The organism is Bradyrhizobium sp. HKCCYLRH3059 (assembly GCF_051168035.1).
Taxonomy (GTDB): domain Bacteria; phylum Pseudomonadota; class Alphaproteobacteria; order Rhizobiales; family Xanthobacteraceae; genus Bradyrhizobium.
The window spans coordinates 19,520-43,234 of record NZ_JBNPUF010000013.1 but is presented as its reverse complement, the minus strand read 5'-3'; the positions used below and the strand labels follow the sequence as shown (position 1 = coordinate 43,234).

Below are 23,715 nucleotides of genomic sequence, written 5' to 3'. Positions count from 1 at the left end.
TTTACCAACTCCGCATCGGACGCGGAGACGTGCTAACAGGCGTATTCAAGTATGCTGAGCGGCGTGTCGCGTTCTTGTTAAGGGCAGTCGCCCGAGCGTCAAGGCCGAACAGTGCAACCGCAATTTTTCGCTGTGAGATCGAGCAAAAATGTCACGAAGCCCGCGCGTCGCCCGCACCGTTTCCGCCCTCCGCCGCGAGCTCGACAGCTTGCGCGCGAGAAAAGCCAGCATCGCGCTCGTGCCGACCATGGGCGCCCTGCATGAAGGGCACATCTCGCTGGTCCGGCTGGCGAAGCGCCGCGCCGACAAGGTGGTCGTCTCGATCTTCGTCAACCCGACTCAGTTCGCGCCGACGGAGGATTTCGGGTCCTACCCCCGGACCTGGAAGGAGGATGTTGCGAAACTCGCGGCCGAGCGCGTCGATCTGATCTGGCATCCCGACGCGAAGGCGATGTATCCGGACGGCTTCGCGACGCGGATCGTGCCGGAGGGCGCGGCATTGGCCGGGCTGGAGGATCGCTTCCGTCCGCATTTCTTCGGCGGGGTCGCGACCGTGGTCGCCAAGCTGTTCACGCAATGCCGGCCGGACGTCGCGATCTTCGGCGAGAAGGACTATCAGCAGCTCCGCGTCGTCGCCCAGATGGCGCGCGACCTCGATCTCGGCGTCCGTGTCGTCGGATCCCGTACGGTGCGCGAACGCGACGGTCTCGCGATGTCGTCGCGCAATGTCTACCTCACGGCAGACGAGCGGCGGGCGGCGCCGACGCTGCACCGTGTCCTGAAGGAGCTGGCGGCCCGGCTGCGCGCCGGCGACGACATGCAGGCGGCCATTGGGGATGGCGCCGCCGCGATCACCGAAGCCGGCTTTGCCTTGGACTATCTCGAGGTCCGCCACGCGGAGACGCTGGCGCCCATCGCCCCGAACGAGTCAGGACCGAAACGCATCCTGGTCGCGGCCAAGATCGGAACCACGCGACTGATCGACAATATCGCCGCGTGAGCCGCCGGGAGACCAGCCGTCCGCCAAGACCGTGAGCGCGCCCTCGCCCGCAAGGCAGAGGCAAGGACAACTGACGCCGCGTCGAGCGTACGCCCGGCCCTTGCGAGCGAGGCTGACTTCCGCCTCGCGTGAGATGCTCACGCGCAACACCACCGGCTCATCGAAGTGCTACAAGAGGCCGAGATCGCGCAGCTCGCGGCGCAGCGGCTCGGGCATGGCTTCGACGCCCGCCGCACCGGACTTGCCGAGATCGGCCGGCGCATCCTCGGCCGTCAGATAGCGCCAGCCCTGGAACGGACGCATCGGCCGCGGCGACACCGCGATCACCTTCGGCTGCATGATGATGCGGCACCGCCCGATGCCGTCGCCGTCGCGGAACGGCTCGATGCCGACGATCTTCTCGCGCGCGGCGACCTCACCGCGAATCACCCAATACAGCGAGCCGCCGGCGAGGATGTCCTCGACCCGTTTCGGCGTCATCCGCGTGACATGGACGTGCTGCTGCGGCAGGCCCTTCTTCTTGGCCGCGAGCATGCGCTCGGCGATCCACTCCTTCAGCTCTTTCACGGACTCGCAGCCGACGGCGAGCTTGATCAGGTGCAGAGGCATGATGGCGGTTCGACCAGCGGGATCTATTCGTTGTTGGCGGCCGGCTCGGCGGCCTCAGGCGCCGCTTGAGGCGCCGCAGCGGCCGGCTTCGGCTTCGGCGCGGCCTTCTTGGCCGCCGGCGGCGCCTGGGCGTGGCTGGCAGCCACGGTCGGTGGGGCTGCGGGCGGCGCAAGCTGCGTCGGCGGTTTCGGCGCGGCGGCTGCCGGGGCGACCGAGCGCGTCGAGGCCGTCGGCTCGGGATTCATGATGCTGACCGGCGGGGTGTTCGCCGAGCTGGGAAATTCGGCGGTCGTCGGCTTGCCGGCCGGCGCCGACGGCGCCAGCCCTGGAGGCGCCAATCCCGCAAAGGTCCCAGCGGCCGGTTGGCCCGGCGCCGCATTCCACTGCGAGGCGTAGCGCGTCACCAGCCCCTCATAGGTCCGCCCTTCCATGTTGTTCATCAGTTGCTGGCGATCACCCACGGCACGGAACATCACGCAATCGCTCGGCGTACAGCGGTCGCGTGTCAGCAGCACATAGGCCATCAGGCCATAACGATCGCGCTCGACGGCGCGGCGCAGCGCCAGCAGCTCCGCGGTCATCACCTTGTTGGCGCTGGCGACGTCGCCCACCTGGGACAGCCGGCTCAGCATGCCCGCCGCATAACTGACGGCCGCGGCGGTCATCTCGGCCGATCCGAACAGGCTCTTCTCGCAATTCGCGAGCACCAGATCGCCGGCGAGATCATCCACGCAGGCCAGGGCGGGTGCCGAGAGGCCGACGGAGGCGGTCACCGCAGGATCGCCATTGGCGCCACGCGGGGTCGCATCCTGGCTCCGCATCATCGACGCCACCGCAATCCCGACCGCCAGCAGCGTGATCACCGTCAGCGCGCCGTTGGCGACCGATTTCTCGGCCCTGAGCAGCGTCATCAGCACGACCAGTGCAAAGAAACCCGCCGCGGCAACGGTGAGCCACATCGGGAACGCCGGTGAGTTCAAGAGCTGATCCAACGAGGAAGGCCAGGTCGAGTTCATGCGCGCTTGTTCCTGACGCGGGCCAGCGAAAACGGCCCCGATGGCGTCCCTACATGGGACGGCCGTGAAACGATCATCAAATTCAAATGATCACCCGATCGATTGCGGCCCCACCAAGACAATAAGACGATTCCATACGCCTGCGGGCGCCGGATGGTGTGGAGCTACCCGCTATCCCCAAAGGGATCGCGCAGCAATCGTCATCGCATCGCGCCACGGCTCCCGAACGCGTGGCAACTCCCCCTCTCGCTTCGGCCATGTCTCCGGCGGCCGCGTCCGCCGACGCGGCACGTCATCTTCAAGACAAGGCCAATTGGCTCTCTCTGGCAACCCGCTCGAAGGCTTCCGTCGAGCTTTTGATCCGATACTGGCAGTCGTCGTCTTCCGTCGGAAGCTGGCGGATGATCTCGTAGGTGCCTGTGGCGGCCGGACGCGAGACGTTGCTCGCGGTGAAATAGACGGTCGCCCCAATGGGGAACTTGTGTTTCAACGCCCTCTCCTGCTCGCATGCCGGCAAGAGCCCCTGGTCCCGCTGCCCGGGCCGGCGTGTCTTTATAAATATCGCGCTTATATCACGCCGCCGCCCGCCCTGACCAGCGACCTCACGACATGGCAAACGCGGAGATTGCGAGAGTCTTCAACGGGATGGGCCCGCAAACGGTATTCTTGGACGAGCGGGTCGGGGTTCGCTCGTCCACCACGGACCAAATCGCGAACGGACGAGACCGCTCAGATGTTCTCGACCCGCTCGATGACCCAGTCCTCCGCCAGGCCGTCCTTCACCCAGGCCGCGAAGGCCGGCATCGCCATCATCATGTCCATGTAGGCGCGGGTTTCGGCGGCGACCGGAATGGCGAAACTGTGGAAGCGCGTGACCACCGGCGCGAACATGGCGTCGGCGGCGCCGAAGCGGCCGAACAGGAACGGCCCGCCATGGCCGTAGCGGGCACGGCAGTCGCGCCAGATGTCCTCGATCCGGGCGATGTTGGCCTTGGCATCGGCAGACAGCTCCACCGGCCGCACCGGCCGGTGCAGGTTCATCGGGCATTCGTTGCGCAAGGCCGGAAAGCCGGAGTGCATCTCCGCGCAGACGGATCGGGCATGGGCGCGCGCAGCGGCATCGGCGGGCCACAGCCCCGCCTGCGGGAAGCGCTCGGCGAGATATTCGATGATCGCGAGCGAATCCCACACGCTGATCGCGCCATCGATCAGGATCGGCACCTTGCCGGCCGGGGAATGCTCAAGGATGCGCGCCTTGTCGGCGGGATCGGCGGTGTAGAGCGGGATCACGATCTCATCGAAGGCGATGTCGCAGCCGCGCAGCGCCAGCCACGGCCGCATCGACCATGAGGAATAGTTCTTGTTGCCGATCACCAGCTTCAGCGTCATGTCGCACCGTCTCCGTGTTGGGCGTGGACGGCCCGCGCAGCCGCGCCGTCGACGCTCATGCTATGGGCGACGCATACAGGATGATCGGCCGCTGCGTCGACACACAAGCGCTACGCCCCAGACCACGCGCCCGTCACCGTGCCGTCGCCGGCCGCAGGGTAGATCAGCGGGCGAAATCCTGCGGCGTGAACGACATCTCGATCACCTTCCACTCGTTGTAGCGATCGGGAGGCAACATCGCGTAGGGCTGGCAGGCATTCAACGCCTGGACCGCGCTCTCCTTGAGCTGGATCGCCTTGGAGGCTGCGACGACCTCTATGACCTCCGGCTCCGTCGCCAGCCGTCCATCCGGTGTCATGCCAAAGCGCAGCCTGATGAGCACGTTGTCCGACAGCGACAGCGACGCCGGCAGCCGCGCGCAGCTCCTGACCTTCTGCCTCAGGGCCGCTTCCAGATTGGCGGCGAGGTTCGTCGTCGCGGTCGGCCCGGCGTCCTTGCCGTCCTCCGGGCGGCCGGGACGCGGCAACGGTGACAGCGGCTCGGGTAGACCGAGCATGACCCCATACTTCACCGTGAGATCCGGTTCGGGAGGCACATAGGTCGACGCGGGTGCCGGCACGGGTGGCGGCGCCGGCTTGACGGCGGATTTGCTCTCCGCCTTTGCGGCCGTCTTCACCGCCTTGGGCGATGCAGCCTGCGCCGGCTGTTTTGCCGCCGGCGCAGGCTGCATCGGAGGATTGGGGGCCTCCCTGGCGTCCTGCGGGGGACTGGGCGGTGGCGGTGCGGCGGCCGCGGGCAAGGCGCTCGGGTCCGGCTGCGGCAGCACCAGATCCGGCGTCGGGGATGGCGATGGCGTGGCGACGGGCTCGGGCGTCTTCTGCGGCTCGTCAGCGTCGACGATGTTGACCTCGATCTCGTCGCTCTTGGGCAGCTCGTAAGGCCGGACCGAGGTCGAGACCACGACCCCACCGGCGATCAGGAGATGCGCGAGCACGGACGCGGCGATGCCCCAACGGATGAACTGCCAACGTTCCATGCTGCTTCACTACGCCCGCGCATGAGCGAAGGCGCGGGCGCGCCATCGCTCTGATCATCGGCAGGGAATGCGGCAGCCGCCGTCGTGCGGCCCGCCGGCCGCTCCCTGTCATGTCAGGCTGTAGCACAAATGCGCGGGCGCCGCCCTCAATCCCATTTCGGCGCAAAGGCGAAGTTGGTCATCCGTCCTTCGGGGCTGCCCATCGCGAAGATGTCGGCCATGTCCTGCTCCGAGAGCTCGAAATCGAACACGTCGAGGTTCTCGGACAGCCGTTCGACCTTGGAGGTCCGCGGGATCGCCACGACGTTCTGCTGCACCAGCCAGCGCAGGCAGATCTGCGCCGGGCTCTTGCCATGGGCGCGGCCGATCCGCGTCAAGGTCGGATCGTTCTTGATCCTGCCCTTGGCGATCGGGCTGTAGGCGACGAGCGCGATGCCATGGCGCGCGCAGGCCTCGCGGACCTTGGTCTGATCGAGATAGGGATGATACTCGACCTGATTGCACACCAGCGGCTCCGGCGATGCCGCCACTGCCTCGTCGAGCAGACCGACCGTGAAATTGGACACGCCGATATGGCGTGCGAGCCCGAGCGTCTTGGCATGGGCCAGCGCGCCGAGCGTCTCGCTCAGCGGCACGTGCGGATTGGACCAGTGCAGCAGCAACAGGTCGACCTCGGAGACGCGCAGCCGGACCAGGCTCTCTTTGGCCGAGCGCTCGAGATCGTGCGGCGCAAAATGCGTGGTCCACACCTTGGTCGTCAGGAACACCTCGTTGCGCCGGACGCGGGACGCACGCAGGCCCTCTCCGACCTCGTGCTCGTTCTCATAGACCTGCGCGGTGTCGATGTGCCGGTAGCCGAGAGTGAGCGCCTGCTCGACGATGCGGCTGCAGGTGCGGCCACGCAGCTCCCAGGTTCCGAGACCCAAGGCGGGAATCCTGGCACCATTGGCCTCGATCATCAGCATGGCCGTGCACTCCAGAGCGCGTGCAACATTATGTAGGCACACGCTGGGCGTTGCCAACGCACGACCCGTGGTGGGCTTAAGTCTTGGCTAAAGCCGCGAACACCGTCTCGGGCGCGTGCGCGATGACGGTGAGCAGCGCGCGCGCCGGGCCGCGCGGCATGCGCTTGCCCTGCTCCCAATTGCGGATGGTCTCGACGGGCACACCGAGCTTGGCGGCGAATTCCTGTTGGGTCAGATGCACCCGCCGCCTGAGATCGCGCACTTCGAGCGGAGCCGCGGGCGCCAGCGGAATCTCCTCCCCGTCGCGCAGCTCCACGATCCGTCCATCTGCCTTCAGCCGCAAGCGTTGCATCGTCCGACTCCGTGTCGAGCAACAGTCTCGCCGAACCACGTTAAGGCCGGATTAACGATATAAGTCGTTCAGGCGCCGGGGTTATTTCAGGCCGAACCAGAGCGTGGCGATGCCGAGAAACGAGAAGAAACCGACCACATCGGTCACCGTCGTGACGAAGGTTCCGGAGGCGACGGCGGGGTCGGCGCGGACCCGTTCGAGCACCATCGGGATCAGAATGCCGCCCAGCGCACCCGCGACGAGATTCGAGATCATTGCAAGCCCGATGACGATGCCGAGCCCGGGCATCTTGAACCACGCCACGGCGGCGATGCCAGTGACGAGCGCAAAGGCCAGGCCATTGACGAGCCCGACCAGCCCCTCGCGCATCACCACCCGCATCGCATTGTTCGCCCCGAGCTCCCGCGTCGCCAGCGCGCGCACCGCCACCGTCATGGTCTGGGTCGCGGCATTGCCGCCCTGACTGGCGACGATCGGCGCGAGCACGGCGAGCGCCACCATCTGCTGCAACTGGTCCTCGAACAGGCCGAGCACCGATGACGCCAGGAACGCGGTGGCGAGATTGATCAGCAGCCAGTTGAAGCGGCCCTTGGCGATGGTCCAGACGCTGTCGGACAGTTCCTCGTCGCCCGACACGCCGCCGAGCGCCTTGAAATCCTCGTCGGCCTCCTCCTCGATGACATCGACCACGTCGTCGATGGTGATGACGCCGGCCAGCCGGTTCTCGGCATCGACCACGGGGGCCGCGACCAGATTGTACTTGCCGAACAGCCGCGCCACCTCGGCCAGATCGTCGGTGACGGTGACGCGACGGCGGTCCTCGTCGATCAGATCGGCCAGCGGAACCGGACGGCGGGCGCGCAGCAGCGTATCGAGCGACACCGCACCCTGCCAATGCCGAGCGTCGTCGACCGCATAGATCTCGTAGAACCGCTCGGGCAGATCCCGCGTCTCGCGCATGTAGTCGATGGCCTCGCCGACCGTCCAACCCAGCGGAACCGCGATGAACTCCCTCTGCATGCGGCGGCCGGCCGAGCCCTCGGGATAGTCGAGGCTGCGCGCGAGCGCGTCGCGCTCGGACGGCGGCAGGCGTTCGAGGATCTCCTCCTTGTCCTCCTCGTCGAGGCTTTCCAACAGCTCGACGGCGTCATCGGATTCGAGCTCGCGCACGCCCTCGGCGACGGTCGCGGGCTCGAGCTCCTCGAGGATCTCCTCGCGGACCGCGTCGTCGACCTCGTTCAGCGCGGAGAAGTCGAAATCGGTGCCGGTCAGCTCGACCAGCCGGACACGGTCGTCCGGTGCGAGCGCCGCGATCAGGTCGCCGAGGTCGGCCTCGTGCAGCTCGGCGACCTCGGCGCGCAGGAACGCCTCGTCCTCGGCGGCGATGGCCGCCGTGATGGCCGCGATGAATTCGGCGCGAATCTCGCCGGATTCCGTGCGCATCGGCGCGCGATCGCGTAGAGTTGCATCAGCATGGGCAACGTCCGATGTCTCGTTCATGACGTGCCTCACGCGCTTGATTTCAGAGCAAATGGTCTGATTTGTGCTTTCACGCATTACATAATCGGCAACAGCGAGCGCAACGGGAAAAGATGCGGCCTTGGCGATCGATGACAGGATGGGTAAACGCGGCCGGCGTCGTGGCGGCGCTGCTCGCGGCTGACGTCACCGCGGCCGCGCCTGCCGCATGCCCGCGCGAAGGTACGCTCGGCACGTCGCGCATTCTCACCGTCGACGCCGCGACACATCCGCGCGTCGGACTGAAGAGCTTCCCGGACACGCTGCCGCTGCATGACGGCGAAGTGGTTCTGACCTTCGACGACGGCCCGTCGCCGCCGATGACCGACAAGGTGCTGGCCGCGCTCGCCAGGGAATGCGTGCGCGCGACCTTCTTCCTGGTCGGCGAGCCTGCGTCGCGCCGCGCCGCGTGGGTGCGGAAGATCGCGGCCGAAGGCCACACCATAGGCCATCACAGCTTCACGCATGCGAATCTCGCGCACATCACGCCGGAACAGGCCGTCGATGAGATCGATCGCGGCATCGCCGCCGACGAGAAGGCGCTCAACGGCGCGGAGACGACCACGCCGTCGACGCCATTCTTCCGCTTCCCCTATTTCGAATCGACACCGGCGACGCTCGACCTGCTGCAGTCGCGCGGCATCGTCGTGTTCGGGGCCGATCTCTGGGCCAGCGACTGGAACCCGATGTCACCGCAGCAGACGCTGAAGCTGCTGACCGCCCGGCTGAGCCAGGCGCGCAAGGGCATCATCCTGCTGCACGATCCTCAGCCGCGCACGGTCGCCATGTTGCCCGCGTTCCTGCGCTACCTGAAGAACCACGGCTATCGCGTGGTCCATGTGGTTCCGAAGCAGCCGGCGGATGTGCATCACGAGCAGCATAGCGAGCGCCCTTCACCTGCGCCGACGCCGCCGCACGAAGGTGGTTAATCCGTCGTTCAGGGCCGCTGTCTACGCTCGACGGCCGTGATCGCGGCGATTTCTGCCGCTTGCAATCCGGCAACAGCCGCGCGCAAACCGGAACCCGGAACGATGTCATCTCGCGACAGCCGAACATCCCTGCTATGTCTTGGCGGTCGCTTGCGCCTTCCGCGCGGCTGCGACACATCATCGAGCGTCGAAGACCCTGGCCGAAGGCGTCGGGACGGTGAAGGGAATGTGAGCAGCGTGATGCGTGATCGTCGGTGGGCTTGCGTCGGACGGCCAACATGGCTCGCAGTGCTGTTGGGCACCGTCGCCTGCTTCGCCTCCAGTGTCGGATCATCGGCGGCATCGGCAGCCGATTGCCCCGGACATCCCAACGCGCTCGGCACGTCGCGCGTCCTGGTGGTCGATCCGCGCGAGCATCCGCGCATCGGCGCGATGCAGTACAAGGAGACGCTGCCGCTGAAAGATCACGAGGTCGTCATCACCTTCGACGACGGCCCGCTGCCGAAATACAGCAATCAGGTGCTGCAGATCCTTGCCGATCAATGCGTCAAGGCGACGTTCTTCACCATCGGCCGCCAGGCCAAGGCCGATCCCGAGGGCGTGAGGAAGCTTGCGGCCGCCGGCCACACCATCGGCACCCACAGCCAGAACCATCCGCTGAGCTTCAACAAGATGACGCTCGACCAGGTCAAGCCCGAGGTCGACCAGGGGATCGCCTGGACGACAGCGGCGCTCACCGATCCGTCGGCGCTGTCGCCATTCTTCCGCGTGCCCGGCCTGCTGCGCGGCGACGCCGTGGAGAGCTACGCCGCCTCGCTCGGCCTGCAGGTCTGGAGCGCCGATTTCCTCGCCGACGACTGGCGCAGCATCTCCGGCGCCAAGGTCTATGAGCTCGCGATGAAGCGGCTGGAGGCGCGCGGCAAGGGCATCCTGCTGCTGCACGACATCCATGCGCGCACCGCCACGGCGCTGCCGAAGATCCTCGCCGAGCTCAAGGCCAAGAACTACCGCATCGTCCACGTCGTGGCGGCGACACCGGACCGGCCGGCGACGCCGACCGAGCCCGAGGACTGGCTGGTGCACCGCCCGTCGGACGAGACCCCGGTGGCGCATTGGCCCAAGATCGCGCCCGTCGATCTCGCTGGCGCCGATACGGGGGCCCGCGCCAGGCTGGACGATTTCGGGATTCTCAACGTGCCGGCGGCCGTCGCGCGTGTCGCGCAGAAGCCGGCATGGCCGCGTCCGCCGCTCGCGCGGGGGCTTGCGGCGCCGGCCTTGGCAGCGCCGGCGTCCGATCTGTTCGCATGGCCGCCTGTCGCGCCGCTGTCGGCGCAGCGGCGCCAGCTGGCCCGGCTCGAGAGCCCGGCCCCGAAGGCTGTGGCCGCCAAGCCGGCGCCGCGCCCGGTGCGCCTCGCCAGCCTCAGGCGGCGCTGAACATTCGCAGATGTTGCAGGTGAGGACGCGGGACAATTCGCCCGCGCCGCGCGCGATCAGCTCGAGACCAGCTTGCTGACGCAGAGGATGACGGTGGCCGCCAGGAAGAACAGGTCCATGTAGGACTTCTTCTCGCCGTCCTTGCGCAGCGATCCGACGTCGGACACCACCTGCCTAGAGACCACCTGCCCCACCGGCCCGTCGCCCAGCATGCCGGCCAGACGGCGAACGTCCGACTCCATCTTCTCGATCCGTCCGAAGAAGTGGAAGGTGCGCACCACCGTGACGGCGCGCATGCCGGCATAGATCAGCACTACCAGCGCCAGGACGGCGCGGTTCTGGTACTTCTCGACGTAGTTCAGGCTGAGATAGACGGCCGCGAGAAATACGAAATTCGAGATGAAGCGGTACATGAGGCCCGTGAAGTTCATCTGCTCCCCCACATGATGTTCGGATCACTGGCCGACGACAGAACTCACGAAACGCGTTTCGCCCCCGCGTCCTGGTCCAACCGGCGTCACCCTAGGAGAGCGGGCTTGCGAATTCGTGAAGTGGAAATTTTGCAGGGCCAGAACGGCCCAGAACAGCCACGCTTGGTAAACAAGGGACTGCCCGGCGGGCGCCGCTGCAGCCTGCAATTGCAGGGCTGCAACGGCGCTCGCAGCTATGCGCCGAAACGCGCCGGTGCGCAGGCGGCGACGTCGACGCTCGGCGCTTCGCCGCTCATCAGCTCGGCGAGGATGCGTCCCGTCGCAGGCCCCAGCGTGAAGCCCTGGTGGCCGTGGCCGAAATGCAGCCACATGCCCTTGTGACGCGCCGCCTGGCCGACGACCGGCAGCATGTCGGGCATGCACGGCCGCGTGCCGATCCACGGCTCGGGCTCGACCGGCTTGCCGAGATCGATGAGCTGGCGCGCGGCAGCCTCGGCCTTGCCGAGCTGAACCGGGGTCGATTTCGCATTCGGGGATGACAGCTCGGCACCGGTCGTGATGCGCACGCCGAGCGCCATCGGGTTCATCAGATAGCCGCGCGCCGCATCGCGCAGCGGCAAATCGAGCGGCGCGCCGCCGGTGTAGTGACGGTGATAACCGCGCTTGCGCACCATCGGGATGTCGTAGCCGAACCGCGTCAGGAACTCCGGCGACCACGGCCCGAGCGCGACCACCACGGCCTCGGCCTCGATGCGTCCCTCCGCGGTGGTGACGGCCCAGCCGCTGCCCGCCTGCGCCAGCGTGGTCGCATCGCCGCGCAGCAGCTTGCCGCCGCGGCGCGTGAACAGCTCGGCATAGGAGGCGACCAGGCTGCCGGGATCCGACACGGTCCACGGCTCCTGCCAGTGCAGGCCGCCGATGCCGCTGTCGATCAGCGCGGGCTCGGCCTGCTTCAGCTGCTGGGCGCTGAGCAGCTTGAACTTGACGCCGAACGCCTTGCCGACGGCTTCGGCCTCCCTCGCCTCCTTGTCGAACTGCGCCTGCGTCCGGTGCAGCACGCGAAAGCCGTCGCGGCGCACGAGGTTGCCGGCCCCGGCCGCGAGGATCAGCGGCTCGTGCTCGGGCGCGGCGCGCGCGATCAGTTGCGCATAGGTGCGCGTCAGCACCTCGTGGCGCGCCGGGAACGAATTCCACCAGTATTGCAGCAGCGGCCGCACGTGATAGGGCAGCGCCGCGAGGCTGTAGTGCACGTCGTTGGTGCGCGCGAGCGCGATGTCGAGCACGCCGGCGATATCATAGGGCATCGCGTAGGGCCTGACGGCCTCGCTCTGGATGATGCCGGCATTGCCGTAGCTGGTCTCGCGTCCAGGCTCCCTGCGGTCGACCAGCGCCACTGACCAGCCACGGCTCTGCAGGTGCAGCGCCGTGCCGACGCCGACCATGCCGCCACCGAGAACGATCGCGCTTTGCATCGTCATCACTCCTGCTCAGGTCCGCGCCGCCGCGACGACGGTGACCTCGATCTTCACATCCGCGATCATCTGCGCCTGCACCGTGGTGCGGACCGGCATCGGGTCCTTGAAGTGCCTGCGATAGGCCTCGTTGTAGGCGGCGAAATCCGCCTTGTCGGCGAGGTGCACCATGCAGGACACGATGTCGTCGAACCTCAGCCCCTCGCCCGCCAGCGTTTCCGCGATGTGCTTGAAGACGAGGTCGGTCTGCGCCGCGATGCCCTCGGGGATGCTGCCGTCATCGGCGACCGGAATCTCGCCGGACAGGAACACCAGGCCGCCGGCGCGGCGCACCAGCGAGAACGGCCATGAGGGGGCGTCGGACATCGTTAGTCGCTCCATGATGTAGTGATCATGAGTGCCGCCTCAATCCCACGCCATGAAGCCGGGCGTCTGCGCCAGCGGCGGCAGCGACGCGAGCCTTTCGAGATCCGGCCGGGGACGGCGCAGCTCGGCATCATCGGCGAACGCGGCCTCCAGCGCCGCGGCAACGCCGAGCACCAGCGCGTCGCCGCCGCGGGGACCGACGATCTGCAGGCCGAACGGCAGGCCGTTGTCGTCGAGGCCGAGCGGCAGGCTCAGCGCAGGATGCCCGGCCAGGGTCACCGCGTAGGCGAGCGCCAGCCAGTGGAAGTACGACCGCGTCGGCACGCCGTCGATCTCCGCCGGATACAGCTCCGCCCACGGCCGCGGGCTCAAGGTGATGGTCGGGCTGATCAGCACGTCGTGGCGTGCGAAGAAGCCCTGATAGGCGCGATAGATGCGGGTCTGGTTGGCGCTCGCACGCGAAAAATCCTCGAGGCTGTAGCCGAGCCCCTCCTCGACATTGGCGCGTACGTTCGGCCCGAGCATGTCGGGCCGCTCGCGATAATTCTTGCCGTGCTGGGTGAGGAACAGCGAGGCACGCAGCACCGCAAAGGTCTCGTCGGCGCCGCTGCAATCCGGCGCGCCCTCCTGCGCGCCAGCAAACAGCGGCGCGATGCGCGACACCCGCGCGCGGAAGGCGCGGCGGATCAGTTGTTCGGTCGGCGCAAAGCCGAAATCCTCGGTGAAGGCGAGCCTGAGCTTGTTGAGTTCGACCGCCGGCGGCACGGCCCAGCGCGACGGCGCGCCGCGCACGGCCTCGCCCGGCAGGGTGTAGGCGAGCGGATCGCGCGCATCGTCGCTCGCCATCACCGACAGCATCAGCGCGGTGTCGGCGACATCGCGCGCCATCGGCCCGTCGGTCGACAGGCACGACCAGCCATGGGCGCGCTTCTCGCTGGCGACGAGGCCGTAGGAGGGGCGCATGCCGACGATGCCGGAGAAGCCGGCCGGATTGCGCAAGCTGCCGCCGGTGTCCGAGCCGGAGGCCAGCGGGGCCATGCCGCAGGCGAGCGCGACCGCCGAGCCGCCGGAGGAGCCGGCGGCCGAGCGCGCGGGATCGAACGGGTTGCCGGTGGCGCCGAACACGGGATTGCGGGTGTTGCCGCCCGCCGCCCATTCCGGCGTGTTGGTCTTGCCGAAGATGATTGCGCCGGCGGCGCGCAGCCGGCCCACCGAGGCCTGGTCGACGGCCGGCACGTTGTCGGCCAGGATCGGGCTGCCATAGGTGGAGCGCATCCCGGCGGTGTCCTGGGTATCCTTGATCAGCACCGGCAGGCCGTGCAGCGCCCCCCGGTCCTCGCCCCTCACGATCTCGGCCTCGGCGACCTCGGCCGCCGCGCGGGCGGCCGCCTCGTCCAGAGTCACCACCGCGTTGACGGCCGGGTTCACCGCCGCAATCCGCTCCAGGAACGAGTCGAGCAGCGCGACGGGCGAGATCGCCTTTGTTTTCAGCAGCTTGACCAGCTCGACGGCCGTCTTGTCGCAAATCGATTCCACGGGGCTTCTCTTTTCCGTTTCGGAAAACTATTTAGCATATAGGAAATCGAATGCACGACCCGAAAACGCATTGTTCCACCGCTGTCCACGCATGACCTTCGGACATTGGAGCACCCGATTGAATTTCCTGCTCTATGGGCCGAGATTGTCCGGGCTGCTCGGCTCTCGACACGCCTGATCCGCTAACGGATTTTCCGGAGATCGCTTTGACAGACACCGCCATCAGCGCGCCGACCGAAGGCCCCCACTCCCAGCTCGGCCAGTGCCTGAAGGCGGCCCGGCAGGCGCGCGGCCTGACCCTGAAGCAGGTCGCCGAAAAGACCGGCATGGCGCTGTCAACGCTGTCCAAGGTCGAGAACGGCCTGATGTCGCTGACCTACGACAAGCTGCTGCAGCTCACCTCGGGCCTGCAGATGGACATCGCCGAGCTATTCAGCCCGACGACGACGCGCCCCGAGGCGGGTCGCCCGGTGACCGCCCGCCGCAGCGTCAGCCGCGCCGGCCAGGGCCAGATTGTCAACACCAGGTTCTACACCTACACCTATCAATGCACCGACCTGATCGGAAAGCGCATGGTGCCGATGATCGCCGAGGTGCGCGCCCGCACGCTCGAGGAGTTCGGCCCCCTGCTCCGCCACAGCGGCGAGGAGTATTTCCTCGTCACCCGCGGCACCATCGCCGTGCACACCGAATTCTACGCCCCGGAGATCCTGCACGAGGGCGACGGCATGTATCTCGACAGCACCATGGGCCACGCCTACCTCAACGCCGGCGATGCCGACTCCGCGCAGGGCGTGTGTCTCTGCACCAGTGAGCAGGCCGATCTGTTCGAGCAGCTGCACCGGATTGCGAGGAAGGATGCGGTGGAGTGAGGTGAAGCCTCCGGCGTAACCCAGCGCACTCGCTGGGGCCCACAACTGAAAGTGCCCTCAGCAGCAGAGCGACTTCCGCAAGCTCACGACAGACGGCTGATGCTTCTCCACTCCCACCGAGCAGCGGAGGTGCGAAAGACCACAGCTACTAAGCCGGTCGGCACCGGCTCGTTCGCGGGACCTGTCATTGGGTCCAAACGATCGCTAGTGGCTCACGAGTCTGCCAGAAACCGTTCGGACCACAACCGGCGCGCCGATCTCTTTCAACAAGCGACTGATGCGCGCCTTGTCAGCGCCCGGCTCGACATCGACCCGCACGTAGAACGCGCTCGTCTCGTCTCGATATACCGATCTCGATATACCGATCTCGATATACTGACGGACCCGACCTCCGAAGCGCTGCAATCATCCGATGGACGACTGTCTCAAGCCCAAGTCCCGACCCGACGGGCGACTCGGCCCTTGCCTCCCCACGGCCTGGGCCCCCAATCATGGGCCAAGGTCGATGCGCGGAGATTCTCATTTCACGAGACGCCTCAAGCACATCACGCCTGTCCAGTCCGTCCGGCGAAAATATCCTGCTTTCTCATTTTCAGAAATCGTGATTGAGTGCAGCCGTCCCGCCTCGGCACGAGGGGCGTATCGCGATCGTCACGGCACGCGGGGTGGGATGCGGTGGGCGCAGCGGTTCGCAGCATGACGAAGGTCATGCGGACGAACGAAGCCGTTGCGCCGGCGAAATCGTAGGGTCCTGGCCTCCCGATGCTGAGGCCAAGCTCGCGACAACGCGTTCGCGTTGCGCGGGTGACGGGGGCAAGACAGCCGGTCCCCGGGGAGAGGACGTATAAGCCGGAAAACCATCGCGCGGGGAATGCCGGGATGTCTCGGCTGAACCTGTGGTTCCTGCCGCCTGCATTCTTGTTCGCAGGCGGGCCATGGGTGCGGCCAGCACCCGGCATTCCCCGCGCCCTCGTCGTCGAGAGGGCGAAACGACCGGCACAGCTCGGACGCCCTGCGCGCCGCGAGGCGGAAAGGACTTGTCCGGACGGTGCTGTCGATCGGGGCGAACACGGGATCGCTCACCGCATGATCGCCCGCGGGCTCACGTCGCCTTCCTGCCGGCCAGGGCCGAGACGATCGCCTCCGACAATTGGCCGAGCCGGAACGGCTTGGCGAGCAGCCTGCTCGTCGCGCGGAAATCTTCCGGCACCAGCGAGGGGTCGGCGAAGCCGGACATGAAGACGATCGGCAGCTCAGGCCATCGGCGGCGCACCTCGCGCGCCAGGTCGATGCCGGTCATGGCATCCGGCAGCAGAATGTCGGTCAGCAGCAGCGCGAACGGGTCCGACCGCTCCAGCGCGGCGATCGCGGCTGCCGCATGGGTGACGACGACCGGGCTGTAGCCCATCGACGTCAGCATGGTCGATGCCATCGCGCCGACCAGCGGATTGTCCTCGACCACCAGGATCCGCTCGCCGGTCTGCGGCCGCGCCAGCCGCGCCGCACCGGCGCGCGCGCGGCCCGTGGCGCCCGGCCCCGCGCTCGGCAGATACAGCGTGACGCAGGTGCCTTCCGCCACCCGGCTGTCGATCAGCACCGTGCCGCCCGATTGCCGCGCAAAGCCATAGACCATGCTGAGGCCGAGGCCGCTGCCCTTGCCGAATTCCTTGGTGGTGAAAAACGGCTCGAAGGCGCGGCGCGCGATCTCGGGCGGCATGCCGGCCCCCAGGTCCGACACCGCGATCGTCACGTAGTCGCCGGGCATGATGCGCTCGTCGCCGTCGTCGAGCGGCTGGTCGAGCACGGCATTCGTCGTCGCGATCGTCAGGCGCCCGCCGCCGTCCATCGCGTCCCGCGCATTGAGCGCCAAATTGAGCAGCGCGTTCTGCAATTGCGTCGGATCGATCAGGCAGTGCCACAGCATCGGGTCCTGCGCCAATTCGATCTCGATGTTCTCGCCGAGCGTCCGCTGCAGGATGGTCGTCATGCCGTTGACGAGCTGGTTCACGTCGGTGACCTGCGGCTGCAGCGCCTGCTTGCGGGCGAAGGCGAGCAGCCGGCGGTTGAGATCGGCGACCCGCTCCGCCGCCTCGATCGCCCGCTCGACCATGCTGCGACGGGAGCTTTCGCCGGGCGTGAGCGCGTCGAGCAGCAGATCGAGATTGCCGAGCGTCGCCGCCAGCATGTTGTTGGAGTCGTGCGCGATGCCTCCCGCCAACTGGCCGATGGCCTCCATCTTCTGCGCCTGACGCAGTTCGTCCTCGATGCGCTTGCGCTCGGTGATGTCGACCGACAGCACGAAATAGCCGCGCACCGTGCCGTCCTGGCTGCGATCCGGCACGCGAATGGTCTCGCACCAGCGTTCACGGCCGTCGGGAAACGCGATCTTCTCCTCACCGCCCGCGGTTCGGCCGGCCAGCGCGGCCTCGATCTTCGGCCTCACCTCGTCTCGCCGCGCGGGGTCGATGTAGTCGTCGATCCGCCGGCTGCGACCGACCCCGCTGGACGGCTGCGCATACCATTCGCGCGCGACACGGTTGGCATAGCGGATGTCACCATCGGCGCCGACCTGGACGATCAGCGCGGGCACGTTCTCCGTGACCAGCAGGTGCTGCTCGAAACTGTCGCGCAGCGCCTGCTCGGAGGCCGCGCGCAGCCGCCATTGCCGCGCCAGGACGAGGCCGAATCCGGCGATCAGCAGATTGAGGCCGGCGGCGATGGCGCTGTAGTACAGCGCATTGTTCTTCCAGCCGGCCAGATACTCGACCGGGTCGCGCGCCACGGTCACCACCAGCGGCAGGCCGGCGACACGCCGATAGCTGATGCTCCGCGACGTCCCGTCCGTCATGCCGCTGCCCTCGAAGCTGCCGTGAGGCGCCTGCGGGAGATAGAGGCTGAACAGGCGATTGGACCCGACGTTGCGGCCGGCGAAATCGTCGGCATGCGGCGAGCGCAGCAGGATCGTGCCGTCGTCACGATAGAGCGTCACCGTTCCGCGCTGCCCCACGTTCAGCGACAGGAAGAACTGCCGCAGATTCTCGTAGTCCACCGCCACGACGATCACGCCGGCAAATCGTCCGTCCGGCATCATCAAGGCGCGGCTGACCGCGATGAACCGACCCCTGTTCACGCGCGAGGCCACCGGCACGTCGATGAAGAGACCGCGGCCGGGGTCATCGCGCTGGACCTTGTAATAGGCCCGATCGGCGAAATTGTTCTCACGGCCGGGAACTCCGTTGCCGGCGCTGTCGCCGAGCAGATTGCCGTCCGCGTCCAGCACGACGATGCCGCCCGCGGCGGGGTACGGCACCACCCTGCGCTTCAACTCGCCGATCAGGGCCGGATTGCCGGCGGTGAGCAGCGATGGGTCCTGCTTGAGACTGTCGATCGTCGTGTTCAAGAGCACGTCGACGCCCTGGATGTTGCGCAACATGTATTCTTCGAGCGCGCGGGCGAGATCTCCGTTGGCGGCCTCGGTGGTCCGATAGGTCTCCCGATAGTTGACGGAAAGCATGTGGGCCACGAAGGCATCACACAGCAGCGCCAGCACGAGGCCACTCAGCACGATGATCCACGGGGTCCAGCGCCGGTCCATCCAGGAGCCGGACGCGAACCTCGTCCAGGCGTCGACGATGCCTTCCTGCCGCGGACCGCGCCGATGGTCGGCTCTCGCTTTGATCTGGTCCGGCATGGCGTCGAATTCAGGAGGTCGTCGGGCGGTTTGATTGTGAATCGATCGGCGCAGGGGGCATCGGCGAAGGTCCGGATTGTGCCGAATTCCGCGTCTCCTGGCGCGTCGCGATCCATATCGCGGGCGCTCGATAGCACGGTTTGCCGGGGCGTGTCATCGGCACCCGCCAAGTGCTGCGGCGGTCGCGGAGGGGCTCGAGGCGTCAAGACGCGATCAAAGCTGGTGCTCGAACGCCTCGCGCTCGGCGCGGCTCAGATGCAGGCCATGCTTGGTGCGCCGGTCGAGGACGTCGGCGGCCGTGACGGCCCACTCCTGCTCGCGCAGGAAAACGAGCTCGCGCTCATAGAACGAGGCACCGAAATGGCGGCCGAGATCGCCGACGTTGCGGGACGCTCCGAGCAGATCGCGCGCACGGGTGCCGTAGCGCCGCGCATAGTGCGCCACTACATCGCGCGGCAATCCCGGATAGGCGCCTGCGAGATCGGCGAGGAACTGATCGAACGGCACGCCGAAATCGCCGCCCGGAAGACGCGCGCCCGCCGTCCATGCCGGCGCCATCTGCGGAAACCACGGCGCGAGACGTTCCATTGCCTGCTCGGCGAGCCGGCGAAACGTCGTGATCTTGCCGCCGAAGATCGACAGCAACGGCGGCTGTCCGGGCGCACCATGCACCTCGAACACGTAGTCGCGCGTCACCGCCGACGGATTGTCGGCGTTGTCATCGTAGAGCGGCCGCACCCCGGAGAAGGCGTGAATGATATCCCCCTTGCCCGGCGCGGCCCGGAAATAGCGCTTGAGCACCGTGAGCAGATAGTCGATCTCGGCACCATCGACAGCGACGTCGTCTGCGCGGCCGTCATGCACGATGTCGGTGGTCCCGATCAGCGCCAGGTCGGTCTCATAGGGATTGACGAAGATCACGCGGCGGTCGGTGTTCTGCAGCAGATAGGCCTGCGATCCGCTCCAGAATTTTGGCACCACGAGATGACTGCCTTTGACGAGCCGCACATTGTGCGCGGAGTTGAGCCCGGCGACACCCTGCACCACGTCCTGCACCCAGGGACCTGCGGCATTCACCAGCGCCTTCGTTCGGACGATCTGAACCTCGCCGTCTTCGGAGCGCATCTCCAGCCGCCAGGCATCACCCTCACGCCGTGCGCTCACGGCGCGGGTGCGCGGCAGGATGATGGCTCCCTTGTGCGCGGCATCGACGAGATTGAGGATCACCAGCCGGGCATCGTCGACCCAGCAGTCCGAATATTCGAAGCCGCGCCGGAACTCGGGGCGCAGCGGCGCGCCCTCCGGCTCGTGCGCGAGATCGACGTTGCGGCTCGCCGGCAGCTGCTTGCGGCCGCCGAGATGGTCGTAGAGGAACAGCCCTGTGCGCACCAGCCAGGCGGGACGCTGCTCCGGCGAGTGCGGCAGCACGAAGCGCATCGGCCAGATGATGTGCGGCGCCGAGGCCAACAGCACCTCGCGCTCGATCAGCGCTTCGCGCACCAGGCGGAATTCGTAGTACTCCAGATAGCGCAAGCCGCCATGGATCAGCTTGCCCGATCGCGACGAGGTGCCTTGCGCAAAATCGTCCTTCTCGCACAGCAGCACCTTCAGGCCGCGGCCGGCGGCATCTCGGGCGATACCAGCGCCATTGATGCCGCCGCCGATCACGGCGAGGTCCAACAGACCGTGATCGGTTCCGCTGCGTGAGACCGTCGCATTCATCGCTTGCTGCTGCGCTTCTTCTCTGGCTTGCTGCGCGCAGCGGCACGCGCCTTCGTCGCAGCCTTGGCCGGCTTTGCCGCTTTCGCCTTCGGCTCCTGCAGACCATAGGTCGAAAAGCCCTGCGCCGTCTCGGCGATCTCGGCGTCACCCAGAATGTGCGGCTGGCCGAGGGCGAGCGACAGGTAGTACTGCTTCGCGATGGTCTCGAGCTCGACCGCAAGCCACATCGCCTTGTCGAGATTGGCGCCGACCGCGATCATGCCGTGATTGGCCAGCAGGCAGCCGTTGCGGCCTTCCAGCGCCTCCAGCGCAAGCTCGGACAATTCGGCCGTGCCGAACCGCGCATAGCCGGCGCAGCGGATGTCGGTGCCGCCGAACGCCGCCATCATGTAGTGGCAGGCCGGGATCGGCTTGCGCGCGATGGCGAGCACGGTGGCATAGGTGGAATGCGTGTGAACGACGCCGCCGACATCCGGACGGCCGCGCATGATGTCGAGATGAAAGCGCCATTCCGTCGAGGGCTTCAACGGCCCCTCCCAGGAACCGTATTCACCCTCGAGCGGCATCGAGGCGATCATCTCCGGCTTCATCGAGTCATAGGGCGTCGCCGAGGGCGTGATCAGCATGCGGTCCTTGTAGCGGGCGGAAATGTTGCCCGAAGTGCCCTGGTTCAGCCCCGACGCATTCATCCATCGGCATTTGGCGATGATGTTCTCGCGGATCAGCCGTTCCTCGCGATTCATGTCGAAAACCTTTCGTCGTCAGCAGGGATTGAGCGGCGGCTCGCCGGCCAGATAGCGGCGAACCTCTTCGGCCGCCTGGTCGGCGGCAAAGGTGACGGTGCGCACGGATGCGCCGGCGATGTGCGGCGTCAGCGTGACATTCGGGAGCTGCAACAGCGGCCAGTCCGGCGGCACCGGCTCGACCGCAAAGGTGTCGAGCATCGCGCCGGCCAACCGTCCCGAGCTGAGCACCTCGAACAGCGCCTTGTAGTCGACCAGCGGACCGCGCGCGGTGTTGATCAGGATCGCCCCCGGCTTGATCTTCGCCAGCGCCTCGCGATCGATGAAGCCGGTGGTCTCCGGCGTCACGCGGGCATGCAGGCTGATGACGTCGGCGCGCGCCAGAAGATCGGCAAGCGCGACGTGCTCGACACCGTCGTTGCGGTCCTGTGCGCTGAGCTGGACGTAAGGGTCGGTCACAAGGATCCTGCAGCCGAACGCCTTGAGCAGCTTCACGACGCGCGTGCCGATCGCGCCATAGCCGACGATGCCGACGGTCATCTCCCCGAGCTCGCGTCCGGTCCGGTCGGCGCGATAAAGATCGCCGCGCCACTCCCCGCCCCGCATCGACTCGTGACCGCTCCTGATCAGACGGGTCTCCGCGAGCATCGCGCCGATGGTGAACTCCGCCACCGCGCTGGCATTTCGTCCGGGCGTGTTGACGACCAGCACGCCATGATCGCGCGCCGCCTGCATGTCGACATTGACCGGACCGCCGCGCGACACCGCGATGAACTTGAGCCTTGGCAGCCGCTGCAGCATCGCGCGCGAGATCGGCGCGAGATGCGTCACCAGCAGCGGCGCTTCGCCGATGAATTCGGCGAGCTCATCCGGATCGCCCATGAACTCCTTGAGACCATCGAGCTTGGAGCCGGCATAGCCATGCTCCATCGGCTCGTCCGGCCAGGGCTGTTCGAGCATGCGGATGTCGACGCCGTCGCCGCAGATGGCGGTGATGCGCTCGGCGAACACCGAGGGCAGCATGAAGCGGTCGCCGATGATGGCGATGGAGCTAGACATGATTGGCTCCTGCACGCTGGGCCGCAAGCTGCTTCCACACCGGCCGCGCCGCGAGGCGGGCCTCGACATAGGCCGGAAACAGCTGCGCATAGCGCTCCGCCAGCGCCGCATCCGGCGCCTGCGGCTCATCCAGATACGGTCCCACCCATTCCTCCGCGCAGATCATCATGTCCGGGTAGAGCCCGGTCGCGACCGTGGCGATCATCGCCGCCCCCGACGCGCCGGCTTCCTCGCGACGGCAGACTCGAATCGTGCTGCCGAGTGCCGCGCCAAGAATCGCGCCGAGCGCGCGGCTGCGTGCCGCGCCTCCGGTCAGGCGAATTTCCGTCGGCAGCGGTCCCATCGCCGCGTAGCAGTCGCGTGCGGCGAAGGCCAGTCCCTCCATCACGGCGCGCATCAGATCCCAGTAGCCGTGACGGGTGCGCAGGCCGACCAGTTGCGCAGACGCCTCGTGGGACACGAATGGTCCGCGCTCGCCAGCATCCGAGATGAAGGGATGATAGAGCAGCTCGCCCGCCTTCGCCGCGAGCACGCGCTCGTCCAGCCGCCGGATCAGATCATTGCGCGACCGGGCGATGCCTTCCATGGCGAGCACGCCTCGCGCGACATCGAGCAACCAGTCGATGTTCAAGGTCGCAGCCATGGTCGACTGCATCTGGGCATAGTGGTCCGGCACCGGGAACGGCATCGTATAGCCGGTCGCCTCGGCATTCAGCTTGACCGCGTCGGCGCTGTTCGCCAGCCGCATGTGCATGCCGGTCGAGCCGATGATGGTGCAGCCGACGTCGGGTGTGGGATCATATAGCCCACCACCGAGCGCATTGCAGATCACGTCGACATAGCCGAGCGACACCGGCACGCCCTCGGGCAAGCCCGTCTCCGCCGCGGCCGCCGCGGTCAAGCCATGCGTCGTCGTGACACCATCGACGACATCTGGAAACAGGCGCGCGGAACCAGCGATGCCGATGAGACGCGCCGCCTCGCCGTCGAAGCCGCGCTTGCGAAAGTCGCCGCAGGAGAACGTCGCCTCGGACGGGTCCGTGGCCCGCTCACCGGTCAGCTTGAAGTAGAGCCAGTCCTTGCAGTGGAACGCCGTACCCGCGCGTCCCAGCATCTCTGCGTCATGCGCCTGCAGCCAGGCCAGTTGCGCCCCCTGCTGGCAAGCGTTGAGCCCCGATCCGGTGCGCTGATAGTGCGCGGCATTGCGCTCGCCGCCGCGGAAGGCTTCGACGAACCCTGCCGCGCGCGAGTCGAGCCACAGCAGCGCGGGCGCGACGGGATGGCCGTCCGCATCGATCAGCCAGGTGCCGTCGCCCTGCCCGGTCACGGCGATCGCGGCGACGCGACGGGACAGATCCGGCAGCGTGCCGCCCAGGCCGCGCAAGGCCGCGACGGTGTCGGTCCAGGTCCGCGCCATGTCCTGCTCGACGCGGCCGCCCGGCAACGTCGCGTAGCTGTTGGGAATCGCGAAATCCCCGAGCTGCCGTCCATCCCGCGCAAACGCCACCGCCTTGATCACCGAGGTCCCGGCGTCGATGCCGATGATCACGTTGCGGATCGCAGCCGAGGTCATGT

At 67.4% G+C, this 23,715-nt stretch carries 21 protein-coding genes; 4 read left to right on the top strand and 17 right to left on the bottom strand.

From position 1 onward, the window contains the following. Positions 1–148: 148 nt before the first annotated feature. On the top strand, positions 149–1,000 hold the full coding sequence (gene panC / locus ACQR13_RS30170; RefSeq protein ID WP_315753003.1) for a pantoate--beta-alanine ligase: 852 nt from the start codon (positions 149–151) through the stop codon (positions 998–1,000). A gap of 168 nt (positions 1,001–1,168) precedes the next feature. Here panC and ACQR13_RS30165 read toward each other — a convergent pair whose 3' ends face one another. The 8 genes from ACQR13_RS30165 to mgtE all read right to left on the bottom strand — a co-directional run bounded on the left by ACQR13_RS30165 (position 1,169) and on the right by mgtE (position 7,867). Next, entirely contained in the window at positions 1,169–1,609 is a 441-nt protein-coding gene (locus ACQR13_RS30165; protein WP_315718366.1) for a DUF1489 family protein, read from the bottom strand. Between the two features lie 23 nt (positions 1,610–1,632). Next, positions 1,633–2,625, bottom strand: a complete 993-nt coding sequence (locus ACQR13_RS30160) for a hypothetical protein (protein ID WP_434863504.1) — start codon at positions 2,623–2,625, stop codon at positions 1,633–1,635. 298 nt (positions 2,626–2,923) lie between these two features. Then, a complete protein-coding gene (locus tag ACQR13_RS30155; protein ID WP_315718364.1) occupies positions 2,924–3,115 on the bottom strand; it encodes a hypothetical protein in 192 nt (63 codons plus the stop codon). A 239-nt stretch (positions 3,116–3,354) separates the two neighbouring features. After that, on the bottom strand, positions 3,355–4,014 hold the full coding sequence (locus ACQR13_RS30150; RefSeq protein WP_316171452.1) for a glutathione S-transferase family protein: 660 nt from the start codon (positions 4,012–4,014) through the stop codon (positions 3,355–3,357). Between the two features lie 163 nt (positions 4,015–4,177). Next, positions 4,178–5,050, bottom strand: a complete 873-nt coding sequence (locus ACQR13_RS30145; RefSeq protein WP_315753004.1) for a hypothetical protein — start codon at positions 5,048–5,050, stop codon at positions 4,178–4,180. 146 nt (positions 5,051–5,196) lie between these two features. Beyond that, positions 5,197–6,015, bottom strand: coding sequence for an aldo/keto reductase (locus ACQR13_RS30140; RefSeq protein ID WP_434863503.1), 819 nt, complete (start codon positions 6,013–6,015; stop codon positions 5,197–5,199). A gap of 76 nt (positions 6,016–6,091) precedes the next feature. Further along, positions 6,092–6,367 carry a helix-turn-helix domain-containing protein gene (locus ACQR13_RS30135; RefSeq protein ID WP_315718360.1) on the bottom strand — a complete coding sequence of 92 codons (276 nt, stop codon included), beginning with the start codon at positions 6,365–6,367 and terminating at the stop codon, positions 6,092–6,094. 81 nt (positions 6,368–6,448) lie between these two features. Beyond that, positions 6,449–7,867: a magnesium transporter gene (mgtE, locus tag ACQR13_RS30130; protein WP_315718359.1), complete on the bottom strand. Its 1,419-nt coding sequence runs from the start codon at positions 7,865–7,867 to the stop codon at positions 6,449–6,451. A 110-nt stretch (positions 7,868–7,977) separates the two neighbouring features. On the opposite strand from mgtE, the gene ACQR13_RS30125 reads away from it, so the two are divergent. Continuing rightward, a complete protein-coding gene (locus tag ACQR13_RS30125) occupies positions 7,978–8,814 on the top strand; it encodes a polysaccharide deacetylase family protein (RefSeq protein WP_315753006.1) in 837 nt (278 codons plus the stop codon). 240 nt (positions 8,815–9,054) lie between these two features. Then, a complete protein-coding gene (locus ACQR13_RS30120) occupies positions 9,055–10,248 on the top strand; it encodes a polysaccharide deacetylase family protein (protein ID WP_315753007.1) in 1,194 nt (397 codons plus the stop codon). A gap of 56 nt (positions 10,249–10,304) precedes the next feature. Here ACQR13_RS30120 and ACQR13_RS30115 read toward each other — a convergent pair whose 3' ends face one another. The 4 genes from ACQR13_RS30115 to ACQR13_RS30100 all read right to left on the bottom strand — a co-directional run bounded on the left by ACQR13_RS30115 (position 10,305) and on the right by ACQR13_RS30100 (position 14,053). After that, positions 10,305–10,679: a hypothetical protein gene (locus ACQR13_RS30115; RefSeq protein ID WP_315718356.1), complete on the bottom strand. Its 375-nt coding sequence runs from the start codon at positions 10,677–10,679 to the stop codon at positions 10,305–10,307. Positions 10,680–10,912: 233 nt separating this feature from the next. After that, complete coding sequence (locus ACQR13_RS30110; RefSeq protein WP_315827301.1) at positions 10,913–12,151, bottom strand: NAD(P)/FAD-dependent oxidoreductase; 1,239 nt, start codon at positions 12,149–12,151, stop codon at positions 10,913–10,915. Between the two features lie 15 nt (positions 12,152–12,166). Further along, complete coding sequence (locus ACQR13_RS30105) at positions 12,167–12,517, bottom strand: RidA family protein (protein ID WP_316185685.1); 351 nt, start codon at positions 12,515–12,517, stop codon at positions 12,167–12,169. Positions 12,518–12,556: 39 nt separating this feature from the next. Then, positions 12,557–14,053: an amidase gene (locus tag ACQR13_RS30100; protein WP_434844127.1), complete on the bottom strand. Its 1,497-nt coding sequence runs from the start codon at positions 14,051–14,053 to the stop codon at positions 12,557–12,559. 206 nt (positions 14,054–14,259) lie between these two features. Between ACQR13_RS30100 and ACQR13_RS30095 the strand changes: the two genes are divergently transcribed. Continuing rightward, complete coding sequence (locus ACQR13_RS30095; protein ID WP_434844128.1) at positions 14,260–14,925, top strand: helix-turn-helix domain-containing protein; 666 nt, start codon at positions 14,260–14,262, stop codon at positions 14,923–14,925. A 1,102-nt stretch (positions 14,926–16,027) separates the two neighbouring features. Here the strand turns inward: ACQR13_RS30095 and ACQR13_RS30090 are convergent. From ACQR13_RS30090 to ACQR13_RS30070, 5 genes are all read right to left on the bottom strand, one after another. After that, complete coding sequence (locus ACQR13_RS30090; protein WP_315753011.1) at positions 16,028–18,616, bottom strand: ATP-binding protein; 2,589 nt, start codon at positions 18,614–18,616, stop codon at positions 16,028–16,030. Between the two features lie 213 nt (positions 18,617–18,829). Further along, positions 18,830–20,338: a glycerol-3-phosphate dehydrogenase gene (locus ACQR13_RS30085; protein WP_316193092.1), complete on the bottom strand. Its 1,509-nt coding sequence runs from the start codon at positions 20,336–20,338 to the stop codon at positions 18,830–18,832. Beyond that, complete coding sequence (locus tag ACQR13_RS30080; protein WP_315827284.1) at positions 20,335–21,081, bottom strand: class II aldolase/adducin family protein; 747 nt, start codon at positions 21,079–21,081, stop codon at positions 20,335–20,337. The genes ACQR13_RS30085 and ACQR13_RS30080 overlap by 4 nt, the downstream gene beginning before the upstream one ends. An 18-nt stretch (positions 21,082–21,099) precedes the next feature. Further along, complete coding sequence (locus ACQR13_RS30075; RefSeq protein WP_315718348.1) at positions 21,100–22,140, bottom strand: 2-hydroxyacid dehydrogenase; 1,041 nt, start codon at positions 22,138–22,140, stop codon at positions 21,100–21,102. Beyond that, a complete protein-coding gene (locus ACQR13_RS30070) occupies positions 22,133–23,713 on the bottom strand; it encodes an FGGY-family carbohydrate kinase (RefSeq protein ID WP_316202712.1) in 1,581 nt (526 codons plus the stop codon). Before ACQR13_RS30070 ends, ACQR13_RS30075 begins: the two co-directional genes overlap by 8 nt. Positions 23,714–23,715 lie beyond the last annotated feature (2 nt).

Excerpts from the sequence above, each read along its gene's own strand:
- panC (WP_315753003.1), top strand. The coding sequence starts at position 149 with ATGTCACGAAGCCCGCGCGTCGCCCGCACCGTTTCCGCCCTCCGCCGC.
- ACQR13_RS30165 (WP_315718366.1), bottom strand. The coding sequence starts at position 1,609 with ATGCCTCTGCACCTGATCAAGCTCGCCGTCGGCTGCGAGTCCGTGAAA.
- ACQR13_RS30160 (WP_434863504.1), bottom strand. The coding sequence starts at position 2,625 with ATGAACTCGACCTGGCCTTCCTCGTTGGATCAGCTCTTGAACTCACCG.
- ACQR13_RS30150 (WP_316171452.1), bottom strand. The coding sequence starts at position 4,014 with ATGACGCTGAAGCTGGTGATCGGCAACAAGAACTATTCCTCATGGTCG.
- ACQR13_RS30145 (WP_315753004.1), bottom strand. The coding sequence starts at position 5,050 with ATGGAACGTTGGCAGTTCATCCGTTGGGGCATCGCCGCGTCCGTGCTC.
- ACQR13_RS30140 (WP_434863503.1), bottom strand. The coding sequence starts at position 6,015 with ATGCTGATGATCGAGGCCAATGGTGCCAGGATTCCCGCCTTGGGTCTC.
- ACQR13_RS30135 (WP_315718360.1), bottom strand. The coding sequence starts at position 6,367 with ATGCAACGCTTGCGGCTGAAGGCAGATGGACGGATCGTGGAGCTGCGC.
- mgtE (WP_315718359.1), bottom strand. The coding sequence starts at position 7,867 with ATGAACGAGACATCGGACGTTGCCCATGCTGATGCAACTCTACGCGAT.
- ACQR13_RS30125 (WP_315753006.1), top strand. The coding sequence starts at position 7,978 with ATGACAGGATGGGTAAACGCGGCCGGCGTCGTGGCGGCGCTGCTCGCG.
- ACQR13_RS30120 (WP_315753007.1), top strand. The coding sequence starts at position 9,055 with ATGCGTGATCGTCGGTGGGCTTGCGTCGGACGGCCAACATGGCTCGCA.
- ACQR13_RS30115 (WP_315718356.1), bottom strand. The coding sequence starts at position 10,679 with ATGAACTTCACGGGCCTCATGTACCGCTTCATCTCGAATTTCGTATTT.
- ACQR13_RS30110 (WP_315827301.1), bottom strand. The coding sequence starts at position 12,151 with ATGCAAAGCGCGATCGTTCTCGGTGGCGGCATGGTCGGCGTCGGCACG.
- ACQR13_RS30105 (WP_316185685.1), bottom strand. The coding sequence starts at position 12,517 with ATGTCCGACGCCCCCTCATGGCCGTTCTCGCTGGTGCGCCGCGCCGGC.
- ACQR13_RS30090 (WP_315753011.1), bottom strand. The coding sequence starts at position 18,616 with ATGCCGGACCAGATCAAAGCGAGAGCCGACCATCGGCGCGGTCCGCGG.
- ACQR13_RS30085 (WP_316193092.1), bottom strand. The coding sequence starts at position 20,338 with ATGAATGCGACGGTCTCACGCAGCGGAACCGATCACGGTCTGTTGGAC.
- ACQR13_RS30080 (WP_315827284.1), bottom strand. The coding sequence starts at position 21,081 with ATGAATCGCGAGGAACGGCTGATCCGCGAGAACATCATCGCCAAATGC.
- ACQR13_RS30075 (WP_315718348.1), bottom strand. The coding sequence starts at position 22,140 with ATGTCTAGCTCCATCGCCATCATCGGCGACCGCTTCATGCTGCCCTCG.
- ACQR13_RS30070 (WP_316202712.1), bottom strand. The coding sequence starts at position 23,713 with ATGACCTCGGCTGCGATCCGCAACGTGATCATCGGCATCGACGCCGGG.